The sequence below is a fragment of the Roseomonas sp. OT10 genome (genome assembly GCF_020991085.1).
Lineage (GTDB): Bacteria > Pseudomonadota > Alphaproteobacteria > Acetobacterales > Acetobacteraceae > Roseomonas > Roseomonas cutis.
The window spans coordinates 2,624,701-2,641,354 of the sequence record NZ_CP087719.1; the positions used below are offsets into that span (position 1 = coordinate 2,624,701).

At 74.1% G+C, this 16,654-nt stretch carries 17 protein-coding genes; 5 read left to right on the forward strand and 12 right to left on the reverse strand.

What is annotated here, in order from left to right:
- Window positions 1-109: 109 nt before the first annotated feature.
- The 11 genes from LPC08_RS12080 to LPC08_RS12130 all read right to left on the reverse strand — a co-directional run bounded on the left by LPC08_RS12080 (window position 110) and on the right by LPC08_RS12130 (window position 9,389).
- Window positions 110-1,159, reverse strand: a complete 1,050-nt coding sequence (locus tag LPC08_RS12080; RefSeq protein WP_230452910.1) for a serine hydrolase domain-containing protein — start codon at window positions 1,157-1,159, stop codon at window positions 110-112.
- A 118-nt stretch (window positions 1,160-1,277) separates the two neighbouring features.
- Window positions 1,278-2,141 carry a tellurite resistance TerB family protein gene (locus LPC08_RS12085; RefSeq protein WP_230452911.1) on the reverse strand — a complete coding sequence of 288 codons (864 nt, stop codon included), beginning with the start codon at window positions 2,139-2,141 and terminating at the stop codon, window positions 1,278-1,280.
- A 51-nt stretch (window positions 2,142-2,192) separates the two neighbouring features.
- On the reverse strand, window positions 2,193-3,125 hold the full coding sequence (locus LPC08_RS12090) for a dihydrodipicolinate synthase family protein (protein WP_230452912.1): 933 nt from the start codon (window positions 3,123-3,125) through the stop codon (window positions 2,193-2,195).
- Window positions 3,126-3,383: 258 nt separating this feature from the next.
- Window positions 3,384-4,139 carry a lytic transglycosylase domain-containing protein gene (locus LPC08_RS12095; RefSeq protein ID WP_230452913.1) on the reverse strand — a complete coding sequence of 252 codons (756 nt, stop codon included), beginning with the start codon at window positions 4,137-4,139 and terminating at the stop codon, window positions 3,384-3,386.
- A gap of 131 nt (window positions 4,140-4,270) precedes the next feature.
- The gene (locus tag LPC08_RS12100; RefSeq protein ID WP_230452914.1) at window positions 4,271-4,726 is read right to left on the reverse strand and encodes a CsbD family protein; all 456 of its coding nucleotides are present in this window, start codon (window positions 4,724-4,726) and stop codon (window positions 4,271-4,273) included.
- A gap of 100 nt (window positions 4,727-4,826) precedes the next feature.
- Window positions 4,827-5,084 (reverse strand): GlsB/YeaQ/YmgE family stress response membrane protein, encoded by a 258-nt coding sequence (locus LPC08_RS12105; protein ID WP_230452915.1) that lies wholly within the window; start codon window positions 5,082-5,084, stop codon window positions 4,827-4,829.
- A 563-nt stretch (window positions 5,085-5,647) separates the two neighbouring features.
- Window positions 5,648-6,805 carry a radical SAM family heme chaperone HemW gene (gene hemW, locus LPC08_RS12110; protein WP_230452916.1) on the reverse strand — a complete coding sequence of 386 codons (1,158 nt, stop codon included), beginning with the start codon at window positions 6,803-6,805 and terminating at the stop codon, window positions 5,648-5,650.
- Between the two features lie 90 nt (window positions 6,806-6,895).
- Window positions 6,896-7,306, reverse strand: a complete 411-nt coding sequence (locus tag LPC08_RS12115; protein WP_230452917.1) for a DUF3574 domain-containing protein — start codon at window positions 7,304-7,306, stop codon at window positions 6,896-6,898.
- The gene (locus LPC08_RS12120; RefSeq protein ID WP_230452918.1) at window positions 7,306-7,641 is read right to left on the reverse strand and encodes a DMT family transporter; all 336 of its coding nucleotides are present in this window, start codon (window positions 7,639-7,641) and stop codon (window positions 7,306-7,308) included. The genes LPC08_RS12115 and LPC08_RS12120 overlap by 1 nt, the downstream gene beginning before the upstream one ends.
- 13 nt (window positions 7,642-7,654) lie before the next feature.
- Window positions 7,655-8,668, reverse strand: a complete 1,014-nt coding sequence (locus LPC08_RS12125; RefSeq protein WP_230452919.1) for a glycosyltransferase family 2 protein — start codon at window positions 8,666-8,668, stop codon at window positions 7,655-7,657.
- A 13-nt stretch (window positions 8,669-8,681) separates the two neighbouring features.
- Complete coding sequence (locus LPC08_RS12130; RefSeq protein ID WP_230452920.1) at window positions 8,682-9,389, reverse strand: class I SAM-dependent methyltransferase; 708 nt, start codon at window positions 9,387-9,389, stop codon at window positions 8,682-8,684.
- 173 nt (window positions 9,390-9,562) lie between these two features.
- Here LPC08_RS12130 and LPC08_RS12135 point away from each other — a divergent pair, with 173 nt between their 5' ends.
- From LPC08_RS12135 to LPC08_RS12155, 5 genes are read left to right on the forward strand one after another with little or no spacing between them, the layout of a single operon-like run.
- Window positions 9,563-11,149 (forward strand): hypothetical protein, encoded by a 1,587-nt coding sequence (locus tag LPC08_RS12135; RefSeq protein WP_230452921.1) that lies wholly within the window; start codon window positions 9,563-9,565, stop codon window positions 11,147-11,149.
- Window positions 11,150-11,191: 42 nt separating this feature from the next.
- Window positions 11,192-12,232 (forward strand): DMT family transporter, encoded by a 1,041-nt coding sequence (locus LPC08_RS12140; protein ID WP_230452922.1) that lies wholly within the window; start codon window positions 11,192-11,194, stop codon window positions 12,230-12,232.
- Window positions 12,229-13,131 (forward strand): DMT family transporter, encoded by a 903-nt coding sequence (locus tag LPC08_RS12145; RefSeq protein ID WP_230452923.1) that lies wholly within the window; start codon window positions 12,229-12,231, stop codon window positions 13,129-13,131. The genes LPC08_RS12140 and LPC08_RS12145 overlap by 4 nt, the downstream gene beginning before the upstream one ends.
- Window positions 13,128-14,030 (forward strand): MBL fold metallo-hydrolase, encoded by a 903-nt coding sequence (locus tag LPC08_RS12150; protein ID WP_230452924.1) that lies wholly within the window; start codon window positions 13,128-13,130, stop codon window positions 14,028-14,030. Before LPC08_RS12145 ends, LPC08_RS12150 begins: the two co-directional genes overlap by 4 nt.
- Window positions 14,031-14,078: 48 nt before the next feature.
- Entirely contained in the window at window positions 14,079-15,044 is a 966-nt protein-coding gene (locus LPC08_RS12155) for a lysophospholipid acyltransferase family protein (protein ID WP_230452925.1), read from the forward strand.
- Window positions 15,045-15,504: 460 nt separating this feature from the next.
- Here the strand turns inward: LPC08_RS12155 and LPC08_RS12160 are convergent, their stop codons facing one another.
- The gene (locus tag LPC08_RS12160; RefSeq protein WP_230452926.1) at window positions 15,505-16,488 is read right to left on the reverse strand and encodes a polysaccharide pyruvyl transferase family protein; all 984 of its coding nucleotides are present in this window, start codon (window positions 16,486-16,488) and stop codon (window positions 15,505-15,507) included.
- Between the last annotated feature and the right edge of the window lie 166 nt (window positions 16,489-16,654).

Consider the following 16,654-nt stretch of genomic DNA (forward strand, 5'->3'; position numbering starts at 1 on the left):
GTCGCGCGGCAGCGTCATCGCGCCGGGGCGGCACCGCCGGGCGCCCGAGCCCTCGCTCCGGTCCGAGGGCCGGCGCATGTCCGGTGCCGGCGCACCGGCCGGAACGCCCTCAGGCCAGCCGCTCCGCCGCCGGCACGATCCCCTGTGCCAGCAGCCCGTGCAGGGCGGCGGTGTGTTCCGGGGCGCGCGGGCCGGTGGGATCGGAGGTCATCACCACCGTCAGCGCCAGCTCGGGCACGATGTAGAGCATCTGCCCGCCATAGCCCCAGGCGAAGAAGACCGGATGCGTCCCGCTTTCGCCCCGCGCCTGTCCGATCCACCAGCCGAGCCCGTAGAGTTGCCCGCTCCAGGGCGAGCGTGCCTGGGGCGACCAGCTCGCCCGGATCCAGTCCTGTGACACCACCGTCCGGCCGCGCCACCGCCCGCCGAGGCGAAGCATCTCGCCGAAGCGCAGCAGGGCGCGGGGCGAGAGCAGCATGTCGTTGCCGCCGAAGTAGATGCCCTGCGGGTCGCGCGGCCAGGGCGGGATGGCGATGTCCAGCGGCCCGCCCAGCCAGTCCCGCGCCAGATCCAGCGTGGAGCGCCCGGAGGCGCGGGTCAGCGCCGCCGAGAGCAGGTGCGTGCTGCCGGTGGAATAGAGCATCGGCCCGCCCGGCTCCGCGGCCATGGGGCGGGACAGGATGAAGCGCACCCAGTCGCGGCTGTTCGCGAAGGCGCCGTAATTCTCCCCGGAGGTCCGCTCCAGCCCGGCCCGCATCGAGAGCAGATGCGCGATGGTGATGTCGCGCACGCGCGGGTCGGCCTCGGGCGGCACGCGGTTGCCCAGCACGGAAACGAGCGGCTGGTCGGGCCCCTGGAGCACCCCGCGCTCGATGGCGATTCCCACCAGGATCGCGAGCACGGATTTCGACGCCGACTTGATGTTCACCGCCCGGTCCGGCGGCGCCCCGCGGAAGGTCCGCTCGGCCAGGATCTCCCCGTCGCGCAGGACGATCAGCGTATGCAGCCGCGTCAGCGCGGCCGCCTGCTGCAACACCTCGGCCAGCGGCGCAGCCGCGGGCTGCGCGCGCGACGGGTATGGCGCCAGCGCCGCCGCCGCGGGTGCGAGCAGGGCTGCGCCGACACGGCGACGGGACAGGATCGGGACCACGCCGCTCATCTGGCTTCGTGGCGCCGGGGCTCCAGCACCATCCGCTCCCGACCCGCCGGCGATGTGGCCCCCGGCGGTCAGGTCGCGGTGATGCCGGCGTCTCGCATCCCTCGCCGCCGCGCCCGGCCTAGGTGGCGCCACGCTGTGCGGCCGTGACCTGCTGGTCCAGATGCGCGACCAGCCCCTCGGGCAGCTTCAGCCGATGCGCCAGCGCCTCCAGATAGGCGCGCTCCGCCGGTTCGTCCGGATCCACCGCCAGGCGCGACACGAGGTACAGCTCGGACGCCTGCTCGGGCGTGCGGGCCGAGGCCGCGACCTCGGCCACGCCCATGGGCTTCGCCAGCGCGTCGAAGACGAAGCCCTTGGCCTCGGCATCCAGCCCCATGGCCTCCACCTTGGCGAAGATCGCCCGCTGCTCCTCGGCGTCGATGTGGCCGTCCGCCTTGGCGGCACCGATCATCGCGCGCACCAGCGCCAGCTCGAACGGCTGGCCGTCGGCGGCCGGCGCGGCCTCCGGCAGGTAGCGGGGCTCGACCTGCGCGACCTCCTGCGGGGCCGGCGGGGCGGATTGGGCAGGGGTCTGGCCCTGCTGCCAGTTCTGGTAGGCGCGATGCGCCAGGGCCCCCAGCAGCGCGGCGCCGCCATGGCTCAGCACGCCGCCGCCCATCTTGCGGAATTTCTTGCCGCCCAGCACGGCCCCCAGCAGCCCGCCCGCGGCCGCGCCGCCGGCGAAGCCGCCCATGCCACCCCGGGTGGCCTGGCCGAGAACCTGCTTCGCCGTCTCCGCCAGCCCGCCGACGGACAGGGTGGAGCCCGCGGCGGCGGCCGGGTTGGTCCAGGGGCTGCCGCCCTGCCCGCCCGCCTGCGCGGGGACGGGCGGCGCGTCGGGGCGGGACCAGGGGCCGGTCGCCGGCACTCCGCCGGACTGGCCGCTGGCCGCCCCCGCCCGGTTGCCGAGGAAGCTGTCGAGAAGGGCCTTGGCGTCGATCATGAACGCCATGTCATGTCGCGCCGGCCCCTCTGCAAGCGGCAGGGCCCGCGATCAGCGTCCCCAGCGCAGCGCCATGACGTCCAGCCGGCGACCCAGCTCGATCAGCCCGGCCCGGGCGGCCGGGTGCAGCGGCCGCAGCGGCGCCCGGGGCGCGTCGCAGGCGATCACCCCGCCCTCCCGCATCAGCGCCTTGGCGGCGAGCAGGCCGCATTGCCGGTTCTCGTGGTTGATCAGCGGCAGCCAGCGGCCGTAGGCGGCCATGGCACCCTCGCGGTCGCCCGCCTGGAAGGGGCGGATGATCTGCTGGATGCCGTCGGGATAGCCGCCGCCGGTCATGGCCCCGGTCGCGCCCGCATCGAGGTCGGCCATCAGCGTGATCGCCTCCTCCCCGTCCCAGGGGCCCTCGATCGCCTCCCCGCCCAGGGTGATCAGCTCGCGCAGCTTGGCGGCGGCGAAGGGGGTCTCGATCTTGAAGTAGGAGACCTGCTCGATCTCCGTCGCCATGCGCGCCAGGAAGGGCGCGGTCAGGGTGGTGCCGCTGACCGGCGCGTCCTGGATCATGATGGGGATGGAGATCGCGTCGGACACGGCGCGGAAGAACTCGAAGATCCCGGCTTCGGGCAGGCGGATGGTGGCGCCGTGATAGGGCGGCATGACCATCACCATCGCCGCACCCGCCGCCTGGGCCCGCGCGGAGCGCTCGGCGCAGACGCGGGAGGAGAAGTGCGTGGTGGTGACGATCACCGGCACGCGGCCCGCGACGTGCTCCAGGATGTCCGTGGTCAGCACCTCGCGCTCCTCGTCCGAGAGCACGAACTGCTCGGAGAAGTTCGCGAGGATGCACAGGCCGTCGGACCCTGCGTCGATCATGAAGTCCACGCAGCGCCTCTGGCCCTCCCGGTCGAGGCCGCCCCGCTCGTCGAAGATGGTGGGCACCACGGGAAAGACGCCCTGGTAGCGGGGCACGGCACGCGTCTGGCTCATCGGTTTCCTCCGGGGCATGGCGCTGTCGGGACGGCCGCCGGGCGGGGCGGGGCCGCGCTGCCGGTGGTGCACACCGATCCTGGCCCTGGCCGCGGATCGTGCGCGCGGGCGTATCCCGTGACCATCCGCCACCTCCCCCCTGGACGAATCAGGCCAAGCCCGCCGCCGTTCGAGGGGACGATAGGCCCACCCCCCTTCCGCGGGAAACACCCGGCTCCGCAGGAAACAGGCGTCGCCGGGGACGATGGGGCGGGAGGGTCAGCGTCCGGGGCGCAGGCAGACCATGCGGGGCCGGTTGTTCGTTCGCGGCAGCGGCAAGGGACGCGCGGCGCGGGCCGCACCGGGCTGCAGGAAGCGGCGTGCCTCCCGCGCCCCGCCGAAGAGCAGGGCCGGCCGCAGCCCGGCCGCGCAGAGCCCCGCCCCGGCCAGCCCCGGCAGGGGCACCGTCCCACCCCGGTTCCAGGCCACGCCGAGCTGCGCCAGGGCCACCCGGCGGCTGTAGTCGGCGCCCCGCTCCGCCTCGCCGGAATGATAGCGGCCGATCGCCTCGCCCCAGTCCTGGCTGCGGGCGCGGAGCTGCAGCAGGAAGCGGATGGCGTAGCGGATGTTGGCCACCGGGTCGAAGGCCTGCTCCAGGCCCGGGAAGGCGTCCGGATGATGCAGCAGGTTGACCTGCATGCAGCCGACGTCGACCGAACGGGTCCCGGCCGCCGCCAGCGCCGCCACGGCCGCGACCGCCGCGGCCTTGGTCGGGGCGGCATGGCCGGTGCCGCTGGCATTGTAGGACCAGGGCCAGGGCTCGGGGCGCCCCGTCGCAGGGTCCTGCCGCCCGCTTTCCACCAGCCCGATGGCGCCCAGCAGCCCAGGCGGCACGCCGGACCCCGGTTCCAGCGCGGCGATGGTGCGGCGGCACAGGGTCCAGTCCGCCGAGGCTCCCGTCGAGGCTCCCTGAGCCCGGCCCGTCCCGGGGCTCAGCAGGGCCGCCAGCAGGAGCACGGCGAGGAAACGCGGCATGGCCCGTCCATCCCCCGAAGCGGATGGACGGTCAACGCCGCGTGCCGCGCATCACCGATGTGTCCGGTCAAGCCGGCCGGAGGGCCACCCGGACGGCCGCCCTCCCGGGCGGCTCGCCGGGCAATGGCCGCTCAGTACCGGTCGGCGGAGACGCGGCCCACCACGAAGGCCACCACGGCCACGGCGGCCAGAGCCAGGAAGGGCTGCTGCTTCACCTTGGAGGTCGCGTAGTCGGCGCCCTCGGAGATCCGGTCCTTCGCCTGGTGGGCATACTCCCCCGCCACGGCCGCGGCGTCGGAGATGGCGGGCTTCACGCGGTCGCGGAGCAGGTCCTCGACCTGGGCCTTCAGCCGCGCCAGTTCGGACTGGGCGTCGTGGCTCAGCTCGGACGCCTTGTCCTTGGCGTCCTCATAGACTTCGGACGCCTTTTCCTTGGCATCGCCCAGGGCCTGCTGCGCCTTGCCGGACAGCTCCCGCGCCTTCCCCTCCACCTCGGTCTTGGCATCGCCCACGGCGCCGCCGACCGCACCCTGTGCCTTGCCGGCGAACTCCTTGGCGGTGCCCTCGACCTTGTCCTCGTTCATCATGCGTCTCCTGTTCGATCTCTGGTTCGCGGCAGCGACGGCGTGCCGTCGGCGCGCTCCGTGGCCTCATCGCCCGATGGCGGGGCAGGGTTTCCCGGCGGGCTCAGATGGCCCGTCGGCCAGCGACCGCATGGTAGACCAGCAGCACCACCACGGCACCGATCACCGCGACTAGCATGCTCCAGATGTTGAAGCCGGTGACGCCCGCCGCGCCGAAGGTCGTGAAGAGCCAGCCACCCACGATGGCGCCAATGATGCCCAGCACGATATCCAGCACCATGCCCGATCCGGTCTTGTTGACGATCCTGCTGGCGATGAAGCCAGCGATCAGCCCGAGAACCAGCCACGCCAGAATCGACATTCCGTCGCCCTTCCTGTCCACGCCGGATGCCGCCCCTGCGGCCCCGCGTGCAGCCACAACGCGTCGGCGCACGAAACGTTGAGCGGCATCCGCGATCGGCCTGTCCGGGGAGGCTCATACCCACGGCGGGATAATCTGAGCCGTCGTGTTGTTGCGTTCCGGCGGAGGACCGGGAGGGGGACGCCAGCCTGCGGCATCGACGCCGTGCGTCGATCCCCGTCCCGGACCCTTCCCTGCCGGGGCCACAAGCGGGCCCCGGTCCCCGCTGGGAGTCTGGTGCTTCCGGTAGATGTCCGCCTGCGGGCTGAACCCTGACGGCGCGCGGACAGGCGGGACTCTGAAAAAGCTTCAGAAGGCGTCAGCGAGGGCTGAGGCCGTACCCGCCGAGGAGCATGGCTCCTCGGCGCCTCGACCCCGTATCAGGCTGTCCCGCGGCAGCGCCGATCGGGTCCAGGGCCCGCAGGGTCCTGGCGGAGTGGGGGTACGGGGGCGAGGCAGCGCCTTGCCCCCGGGCCACGGGCGCACCCCACGCCGGCAGGCGTCAACGCGTCACGCCGCGCGGATCAGCGCAACAGCGCAGGCAACAGCGCGTCGAGGCGCAGGCGGCCTTCGGAGGTGGCCAGCAGGCGGCCATCCGGGGTCCAGGCCAGGTAGCCTTCCTCCAGGCACGCCTCCAGCACGGCCGGCTCCACCGTCTCGGCGAAGGGCAGGCCGCTGCGCGCGGCGACGCGGCCGGGGTCGATCCCCTCGCGGAGGCGCAGCCCCATCAGCAGCGCCTCGCGCGCCCGGTCCGCCGGGGCCAGCGCCTCCTCCTCGACGCGGCCATGGCCATCGCGCTCGACCCGCTCCAGCCAGGCCTCCGGACCGCGGTGGCGCCGCGCGGCGAGCAGCTCCCCGTCCAGCCCCAGCCGCTGGTGCGCCCCCGGGCCGAGGCCGAGATAGTCGCCATAGCGCCAGTAGGTGAGGTTGTGCCGGCTCTCCGCCCCGGCCCTGGCGTAGTTGGAGACCTCGTAGGGCTCCAGCCCGAAGCCCGCCGCCTCCTCCGCCGTGGCGCGGTACATGGAGGCCGCCGCCTCGTCCTCCGGCAGGGCGAAGGCGCCGCGGGCATGTTCGGTGGCGAAACGCGTGCCCGGCTCGATGGTGAGCTGGTAGAGGGAGAGGTGATCGGCGGCCAGCGCCAGGGCCCGCCGCAGCTCCGCGCGCCAGGCGGCCTCCTCCTGGCCGGGGCGGGCATAGATCAGGTCGAAGGACAGGCGCGGGAAGGTCGCGCGGGCGTGCTCCAGCGCCGCGATCGCCTCCGCCGCCGAGTGCCGCCGGCCGAGGAAGGCCAGCGCCGCCTCGTCCAGCGACTGCACGCCCAGGCTCAGCCGGTTCACCCCCGCCGCCCGGAAGGCGCGCAGCTTCGCCGCCTCCACCGAGGTCGGGTTGGCCTCCAGCGTGACCTCCAGCCCGGGCGGGGCGTCGAACAGGCGGCGCGCATCCGCCAGCAGGTCCGCCACCACCTCGGGCGGCATCAGCGAGGGCGTGCCGCCGCCGAAGAAGACCGAGGCCAGCCGGCGCCGCCCGGTGCGCGCCGCCTCCCCCGCCAGCTCCGCCCGCAGCGCCCGGCCGAAGCGGGCCGCGTCCACGCGCTCCCGCACATGCGAGTTGAAGTCGCAGTACGGGCACTTCGAGGCGCAGAAGGGCCAGTGGACGTAGAGGGCGAGGGGCTCGTCGGGCACGGATCGGTCCTGCCGCGGGCGGGATGCCCACCCCGGCTGCAAGAGGTCCGGCCCATATGGCGCGGCCGGGCGGCGCGGCAAAGCGCGGGGTCAGAAGCCCAGGCAGGCGGGCCGCACCACCCGCAGGACCGCCTCCTGCCGGAAGCGGGTGCGGTAGGCCTCCGCCAGCGGCGCGAGCCGGGCGGCGGCCTGGGCGGCGTCCGCGCCCGGCAGGGCGATGACCAGCAGCCTGGAGCGTTCGCGCAGCACCCCGCCATCGGCGCCGCGCCACTGCCCCGCGGCGTCCAGCACGGTGAGCCCGTCCGGGAAGCGCGGCGTCGCCTCCTCGGCCAGGAAGGCGGCCAACTCCGCCTCGCTCACCTCCGGGGCGCCGGCGCGGTCGCGGCCGAGGAAGGCCTCGGCCACCATCCCCGGCGCCAGCCCGGCCGGGCAGCCGCCCGGTGCCGGCTGGGCCATGCAGGCGGCGAGCAGCGGCAGCGCCGCCAGCGCCGCCCCGCGCATCAGGCGGTCGCCAGCAGGATGACCCCGGCGCCGATCAGCCCGATCGCCGCGACCTTCTGCGTCCCCAGCGCCTCGCCGAAGGCGAAGTGGCCGATCAGCGCGATCAGGATGTAGGAGGCGGCGGTGCAGGGCAGGGCCACGCTCATCGGGATCTTCCGCAGCGCGACGATGTAGAGCAGCGCGGCCCCGCCATAGGCGCCCAGGCCGATGATGGTCTGCCAGCGGAAGAGCTGGGTGAGGAAGCCCCCCTCCCCCAGCGTGCCCGCCTTCAGCAGCACTTGGCCGGCGAGCGAGGTGCAGATCGCCGCCGCCAGGGACAGCCAGTGGATCATCATGGATGCGACGGGCTCACGGGCGGGCGGACAGGCCGGCGGGCTCGGCACGGGGCGGGTATTCGCGCGCGGCATGTCCGGCCGTGCCGCGCACCACGTCGCGCACCACCCCCTGCGGCTTGCCGTTCGCGGAGAGGAAGGCGCGGCCGACATATTCGCCCAGCACGCCCAGGATGACGAACTGCACGCCGGCGATCAGCAGCGTCACCACCATCAGCGAGGCCCAGCCGGAGGGCGGGTGGCCCATCACCGCCTCCAGCACCACCAGCAGCGCGGCGAGCAGGCCCAGCGCGCCCATGGCGATGCCGGCGAAGGCGGCGAAGCGCAGCGGCACGACGGAGAAGGAGGTGGCGAGGTTCAGCCACAGCCGCACCAGCCGGCGCAGCGTGTAGTTGGAGCGCCCGTCCATCCGGGCCAGGTGGCGCACCTCGATGGAATCGATGCGCTGCGTCACCTGCATGATCAGCCCGTCGATGTAGGGATAGGGCCCGGCGTAGCGCGTCACCTCCCGCACCACCAGGGCGGACATGCAGCGGAAGGAGGAGAGGTAGAGGCCGCGCGGCTTGTCCAGCAGGCTGTCCGCCACGGCATTGGCGAAGCGGCTGCCCAGGTTGCGCCAGGCCTCGTGCTTCTTCTCGGCATAGCGGGTGTAGACCACGTCGCAGCCGTTGAGGCGCGCATGGTCGTAGAGGCGGACGACCTCCTCCGGCGGGTTCTGCAGATCGTCGTCCATGGTGATGACGTAGCTGCCGCGGGCATGGCGCAGCCCGGTCATGACCGCGTTGTGCTCGCCGAAGTTGCGGGCGTGCTCGACATAGGTCAGCGGCACCGTCGCGGTCTCGGCCAGGCGGCGGCAGACCTCGCCGGAGTTGTCGGGGCTGCCGTCGTTGACCAGGACGATCTCGATCCCGCCTTCCGGCTCCAGGGCGGAGAGGGCCTCGACCAGGCGGCCGATGGTGGCGGCGCCCCGGTAGACGGGCACGACGATGGACAGGCCGCGGAAGGGCGGCAGCTCGGTCAGGGCAGGCATGTCTCGCATTGTCTCAGGGCTTCGTGGCCAGGGCCAGCACGGACCCGCCGGCCGGGAAGCGCGCCCCCAGCGCCGCGAGGCGCCGCTCGGCGGCGTCCACGGCGGCGAGGGCCGCATCCAGCCAGGGGGGGAAGGGGGCGACGTCGCTGGCCGCATCCTCGCGGGCGGCCAGCACCTTGCGCTGCACGACCATCAGCGGCAGCAGCAGGGAATTCCAGTAGCGCGTCTCGATGCCGGCGAAGCCCGCCGCCGCCAGCAGCCCGCGCGCGCCCCGGGCGGTGTAGCGGCGGGCGTTGTGGACGCGGGTGTCGTGCGCCGAGCGCAGCCACTCGAAGGCGGGCAGGTTCAGCACCAGCAGCCCGCCCGGGGCCAGGACGCGGCGCAGCTCCGCCAGGGCCTCCGCCTCGGAGACGCCGCGGTGGCAGAGCACGTCCACCGAGACGACGGCGGCGAAGGCCCCGTCGGCGAAGGGCAGGCGGTTCACGTCGCCCCCCGCCACCGGCCGGCCGGACTTGGCGGCGGCCCGGGCGGCGGCGGCGGCATCGTATTCCAGCCCGACCAGCTCGACCCCCGGCAGGGCGGCGGCCAGCGCCCGCATCCCGCCGCCGGTGCCGCAGCCGGCATCCAGCACCCGCCCTGGCCGCGGGCGGGCGGCCAGGGTGGCGGCGAGGCGGGCGTGGACGGCGCGGTACCACCACATGCCGTCCTCGGCCGCGTCCATCAGGGCGTATTCGGCGGGTTCCACGGCTGGGGTGGTTACGGCCCGGTCACGGCGGCCGCAAGGCTGCGGAAAGGCGCCGGAAAGGCGGACTCGCCTAGTCTCCGCCGCATTCCTCTGGCAATCACACCATTCGCTCCGCCCTGCCTCCCGCGGCGGGCACGCCCCACCGGACGATGAACGCCCCTACCCCCCCGCCGACCGCCGCCCCGTCGCTGACCATGTCCCGCCCCGCCCTGCCCTCGCTGCGGGTCCGGCTGCTGCGGATCGCCGTCTGGCTGCCCGCTTTGATGTTCCTGGCGACGGTGCTCTCGCCGCCGCTGAACCATGACGTCGCGGCGGTGCTGAACTTCTCGCAGCGCTGGCTGGCCGGGGAGCGTCTCTACTCCGACCTGATCGACGTCAACCCGCCGCTGATCTTCGTCCTCAACCTGGTGCCCGCGGCCATCGCCGAATGGACGCCGCTGGACGGGGTGCAGTCGCTGCAGCTCTGCCTGCTGCTGGTGGCCGCCACTTCCTGGTGGCTCTGCCACCGGCTGCGGCGCGACCGGGCGGAGGGCGAGGTCGAGCGGGCGGTGCTGAACGTGCTGATCCCGCTGGCCCTGGTGATCACCGGCTACGATTTCGGCCAGCGCGAGGTGATCATGGCCACCTGTGCCCTGCCCTACTGCGTCCTGGCGGCGCGGCGGATGGAGGGGCAGCGCACCGGCCCGGGGCTGCGACTCGGCACCACCATCCTGGCGGCGGTGGGCTTCGCGCTGAAGCCGCATTTCCTGGCCGTGCCGGCGCTGGTGGAGCTGGCCGTGCTGGTCCGACGCGGCCCGCGGCGGGCGCTGCGCGATGCCGCGCCCTGGCTGATGGCGGCGGTCTGGGTGCTCTACCTGGCGGCGATCCCGACCCTCTTCCCCGACTACTTCGGCCATGTCGTGCCGCTGGTCTGGCAATACTACCTGGACCTGGGCGGGCAGAGCGCCTGGCACGTCCTCGTCACCGAGGACATGGGCGCGGCGACCTTGTTCCTGCTGGTGCTGCTGCCGGCGGCGCTGCGCCGCGGCGCCGGCACGCTCGCCGTGGCGCTGGCCATGGCGGCCTGCGGCGCCTTCGCCTCCGCCTGGGTGCAGCACAAGGGCTGGACCTACCACGTCGCCCCGATCCTGATGCTCGGCGGCGTCCTGGCCGGCCTGCTGGCGGCGCGCTGGGCCGACGCGGCCCTGCCTCCGGGCCGGGCGCACCGCTCCGCCCCCGCGCTGGCGCTGCTGGCGGCGCTGGGGCTGACCCTCTTCGCCGTCCGCGGCGGCGAGGCGCCCTTCCGCGAGCTGCAGTTCGAGGGCACCAAGGCCGGCCGGCTGACCGCCTGGCTGAAGCGGGAGGCCTTCGGCGAGCGGCTGCTGATCATCACGCCCGACATCTTCCCGGTCTATCCGGCGCTGAACTACGCCCAGGCGCAGTCGACGCTGCGGACCATGAACATGTGGCTGCTGCAGGGCGTGTACCGCGAATGCCCCGCCGGCGGCGCGCGCTACCGCGAGCCCTGGGAGATGAGCCGGGCGGAGTTCTTCGTCTACCGCACCGTGGCGGAGGACTTCGCCCGCGCCCCGCCGGCGGCGGTGCTGATCACGCGCCACCCGGGCATCCCCTGGTGCAACGGCGAGTTCGACTTCATCGAATACTTCTCCCGCCACCCCCTCTTCGCCGCGACCTGGGCGCACTACCACCAGGAAGGCGAGATCGAGGGCTACAAGCTGTACGTCCGGGAGGATTGATGCGTCGCCCCAGGGACACGCGCCGGCCGAAAGACGCCGGGCGTGGCTGACCGAGAACGGGGCGCCCCGCCGGGGCCTTCCGCCGCACCGCCGCCAGGTCCCGCCGGGCGGGCCGCCACCCCGGCAGCTCCCGCCTCGGCAGGCCCCACCCTGCCAGCCGAGGACACGCTGCGCGGCATCGGCCTGATCGCCTTCGCCTATTTCGTCACCTCCTGTTCCGACGCCGCGATGAAGTGGGCCCTCCCCGAGATCGGGGAGGCGATGGCGATGGCGTGGCGCGGGCTGTTCGGCGCCCTCTCCGTGGCCGCTGCCGCCCGGCTGGCGCGGCGCAGCCGGGCGGGGAAGCTGCGGCTGCGCCCGGTGAACGCGCCGCTGGTCTTCTGGCGCAGCGGGCTGAACTGCCTCGTCACGCTGGGCTTCTACATCGCCTGGCACCGCGGCATGGCGCTCGCCGACACCTATGCCGTCTCCTCCACCACGCCGCTGGTGATGACGCTGCTGGCCATCCCCCTGCTGGGCGAGCAGGTGGGGTGGCGGCGCTGGACCAGCACCGGCATCGGCTTCCTGGGCGTGCTGTTCATGCTCCAGCCGGGCGGCGCGCTCTGGCGCTGGGAGGTGGCGATGGTGCTGGGCACCATCGGCATCCTGGCGCTGACCCGGATCTGGACCCGGACCCTCGCGCGCACCGATTCCGCCGCCACCGTCGCGTTCTGGGTGATGGCGGCGCAGGTCCCGGGCGGGTTGCTGATGCTGCCCTTCTTCCCGCCCGCGCACGCGCTGCCGGCGCCCGGCACGATGCTCGTGCTGGTGCTGCTGGGCAGCGCGCACGGCATGGCGCACCTGCTCTTCTCGCGCGCCTTCGCCCTGGCGCCGGTCAGCGTGCTGGCCCCGTTCGAGTACACCCCGCTGCTCTGGGGCGTGCTGCTGGGGCTGCTGATCTGGGGCGACCGCCCGGCCGCCACGACCCTGGCCGGGGCGGCGGTCGTGGCGGCGGCCGGGCTGTACAACCTGCACCGCGAACGGCTGCGCGCCCGCGAGCGGATGCGCGCCTCGGCCGCCCGGGCGGTGGAGACGCCGCCATGACCGACCCCCCGCCCCGTCCCGCCATGCGGCACGACATCCGGCGCGGCGCGCTGCTGATGCTCGGGGCCACGCTGACGCTGACGCTGATGGGGGCGCTGGTGAAGCTGCTTTCCGCCCGTATCCCCTTCCTGGAGCTGATGGTCTTCCGCAACATGCTGGCCCTGCCGGTGGTGCTGGCGATCGCCGCCACCCGGCCCGGGGGGGTGAGGCTGCGGACGAAGCGGCCGCTCGGGCATCTGGTGCGGGCGCTGACCGGCCTGTGCGGGATGGGGCTGTCCTTCTACACCCTCACCCTGCTGCCGCTGGCCGACCAGACGGTGCTCTCCTACACCCAGCCGCTCTTCGTCATCCTGCTCGCCATCCCCTTCCTGGGGGAGCGGCCGGGGCCACGCCGCTGGGTGGCGGTGCTGACGGGCTTCGCGGGGGTCATGGTGGTGGCGCTCGGCCAGGGCGCCCTCGGCGGCGGGTCGGCGCCGGCCTGGGCCTATTTCCTCGCCGCGGCGCAGGGGGCGGTGGCGGCGACGACCGTGCTGATGGTCCGCCAGCTCTCCGGCACGGAGACCAGCACGACCATCGTGCTGTGGCAGTCCATGCTGATGACCGCGATCACGGCCACCATGCTGCCCTTCGTCTGGGTCCCCCCGACCGGCCAGGAATGGCTGCTGCTGCTGATCATGGGCCTGCTGGGCGGGCTGGGCCAGGTGCTGCTGACGGAGGCCTTCGCCTCCGCGCTGGTCTCGGCGCTCGGCGCCTATTCCTACAGCGGGCTGATCTGGGCGATGCTGATCGGGCTGCTCGTCTTCGGCGACGCGCCGGGGCTGGCGATGCTGGGTGGCGCGGCGCTGATCGTGGCGGCCGGGCTGGTGGTGCTGCGTGGCGAGGGGCGGAAGCAGGCATGAGCGGCGGTTCCCCCTTCCCCGTCGGGCCCATCCCCTTCCGGCGCGACGACCCGCTGCCCCCCGGCCAGGCGGTGGAGGTCGCGCCGGGCGTGCGCCGCCTGCTCTGCGACAACCCCGGTCCCTTCACCTTCCGCGGCACCAACAGCTGGATCGTCGGACGCGGCCGGGTGGCGGTGATCGACCCCGGCCCCGCCGACCCGCGGCAGACCGAGGCCATCCTGCGCGCCACGGCGGGCGAGCGGATCGTGCGGATCGTGATCACCCACACGCACCGGGACCACTCCCCCGGCGCCGCGGCGCTGTCGCGGGCGACCGGCGCGCCGACCGCGGGCTTCGGCCCGCATCTCACCCCGGCCGAGGCCGGGGGCGAGGGCGGCGACCACGGCTTCACCCCGGACGAGCGCCTGCCCGACGGCGCCGGCATCGAGGGGGATGACTGGCGGCTGACCGCCCTGCACACGCCCGGGCATTGCGCCAACCACCTCTGCCTGGCGCTGGAGGGGAGCGGCCTGCTGTTCAGCGGCGATCACGTGATGGGCTGGTCCACCAGCGTGGTCTCGCCCCCCGATGGCGACATGGCGGACTACATGGCCTCGCTCGGCCGGCTGGCGGGGCGGGACGACCGCGTCCTGCTCCCCGGCCATGGCCCGACCGTGGAGGAGCCCGCGCCCTTCCTCGCCGCCCTGGCCGCGCATCGGCGCGAGCGGGAGGAGCGGGTGCTGGAGGCGTTGCGGGCGGCACGGCTGGCGACGGCGGCCTCCCTGGTCCCGGCGGTCTATGGCCCGGAACTCGACCCGCGGCTGGTGGGCGGGGCGGCCCGCAGCCTGCTCGCCCACCTGATCAAGCTGGAGCGCGAGGGGGCGGCCCGGCGCGAGGGCGAGGGCTTCTCCGCCGCCTGACGGCGGCCGGATTGCCCCGAATCCCGCCAGCGGCTACCCGCATGGCCCATGCAGGCCTCCACACCGCGCGATCCCACCGAAGCCCTGCGGCCGCAGCGCAAGGGGCGTGGCATGCCGCTGCGCTTCCGCACCGCCCTGCCCGGCGTCGCCTTCCGCGACGTGCTGGGTCCCCGGGCGCTGGGCGGGCGGCTCCGGGCGGTGCGCCGGCTGACCCTCTGCGTGCTCTGGACCCTGGTGGCCATCCCCGTCCAGGCGGTGCTGCTGCTGCTGCCCGGCCGCGCCAAGATCCGCTTCGCGCGGCTCTACTGGCGCGGGATGCAGATCCTGTTCGGGCTGCGGGTCAGCGTGGTCGGCGCCGCGCCGGCCGGGCCGCGCAGCCTCTACCTCGCCAACCATTCCTCCTGGCTCGACATCCTCGTCCTGGGCGGGACGCTGGAAGCCTGCTTCGTGGCCAAGGCCGAGGTCGGGCGCTGGCCGATGATCGGGATCGTCGCCAAGCTGGGGCGGACGGTTTTCGTCAGCCGCGCGCGTGGCCGCACCGGCAGCGAGGCGGTGGAGATGCGCGAACGGCTGGAGGCCGGCGACAGCCTGATCCTCTTCCCGGAGGGGACCAGCAGCGACGGCACGCGCGTCCTGCCGTTCCGCTCCTCCTTCCTCGCCGTGGCGAACGCCGCCGCGATGGTGCAGCCCATCTCCGTCGGCTACGACCAGCTCGGCTACCTGCCGACCGGGCGGCGGGAGCGGCCGCTCTTCGCCTGGTATGGCGACATGGATATCGGCAGCCACGCATGGCGCCTGGCGCGCCATGCCGGCGCCCACGTGACCGTCGTGGTGCACGAGGCGGTCAGCCCGGCCGAGGTCCCCGACCGCAAGACACTCTCCGCCGCCGCGCAGACGGTGGTGGCGACCGGGGCCGCCACCCTGCGTCAGAACCGCAGGCCAGAGGCGCTGGCGCTGCGGCTGCCGACGGGGCGGGCGCGGCCGCAGCGCGGGGCGGATTCGCCGGCCGACTGATACGGACGGCGGGATGACCTGAACCTCGTGGTGCTGTGGTGTTCCGGCGGCGGACCGGGAGGGGACGCCGTCCCCTCCCAGACCCTCCCCTGCCGGGGCCACAAGCGGGCCCCGGTCCCCGCTGGGAGTCGGTTCTGTGCGGTGGGCGCCAGCCTGCGGGCTGATCCCTGACGGCACGCGGACAGGCGGGACTCCGAAGAAAGCTTTCAGAGGGCTTCAGCGAATGCTGCGGCCGTACCCGCCGAGGAGCATGGCTCCTCGGCGCTGTGACCCCGTCGCAGGCTGTCCCGCGGCAGCGCCCACCGGGTCCAGGGCCCGCAGGGTCCTGGCGGAGTGGGGGTACGGGGGCGAGGCAGAGTCTTGCCCCCGGGCCACGGGCACCAGTCCGCCAGACGTCAACCCATCACGCCACGCCTATGAGGGCAGCGCGTCTCTGGGGCGGGGTGCGTGCCGGCGGCCGTCAGGCGACCGGGGCGGGGTGGACCGTGGCCTTGAGTTCGCCGAGGCGCTGCATCATGCGCTCACGCAGTTCGCGCCGCACCGGCTCGGCGCTCAGCTGCGATGGCGAGCGGGCCAGCGCCTGCAACGCCTCGGCGGTGCGGCCCGGGCTGCAGCCCAGAAGCGGGCGGATCAGTGGAGAGCGCTTGATCACGCCCTTCAGCCGCGTCACCAGCGTGACCGGATCGTCTCCCGTCCGCTGATCGAAATGCGCCATGGCGTCATCGGCGCCGAAGCGCACGGTGCGGCCGAAGGGCGCGACCGGGCGCCCGAAGGCCAGGAGCGGCCCGGCATCGGGCGGCGGCACCAGGGTCAGCTCGAAGTCGGAGCCGAGCGAGAGCGTCCAGTCCACCCACTTGGTGACGGCGAAGTTCTTCGAAGTCGCGAAGGCGATCCAGGGGATGCCGTAGACATCGGCGAGGATCGCGCCGTGCAGCGATTCCGTCAGCACCAGCCTCGCGCCCGCGATCTTCGCGACGACGTCCTGCGGCGTGCCGCGCGGGTCGAGCAGGTCGTAGCCGGCGAGCTTCGTGGCCTCGGGCCAGCCCGGATGGTCCAGCGTCTCGAAATGCGGCACCACGAGCGTGCCGCCGCTGCCGGTGGCCGCCTTGGGGAAGCCCTCGACCAGCGGCGTCAGGATCGCGCCATCCGTGATCGCGCGATCCGCCTCCAGCCCGAGCAGCCGCGCGGAGATCGGACCGCGCACGCACCAGTACCGGACGTCCTTGTCGCTCCAGCCGGTGGGGCGGTCGTTGCCGACGCCGGAGGAGAAGACGTGCAGCCGCTTGGGTTCGCAGGGCATGCCGATGATCGTGCCGATGCCCACGAAGCCATCCTCGGGCTCCACGTCTCCGTCGAACAGTTGCGGCGCCAGTGCGGGCCAGAGCGCCGGATTCAGGTCGTCGCCGAAATTGGGCACGTGCTTGCGGTAGTAGACGAGTTTCATAAACAGCCCTCGCAGGTGCCGGAGCCCGCCTGGGGCTCCCTGGTCTCGGTGCCGGGGCGCCCCGATGCGGGCAACCCGGTAGGGAGGCCGCCGGTGCGGCGTCGCGCGCCGGACCGGAGCAAACCGGGCGGGACCCCATGGTCCTGACCGGCCGCAGAGGGCCCGT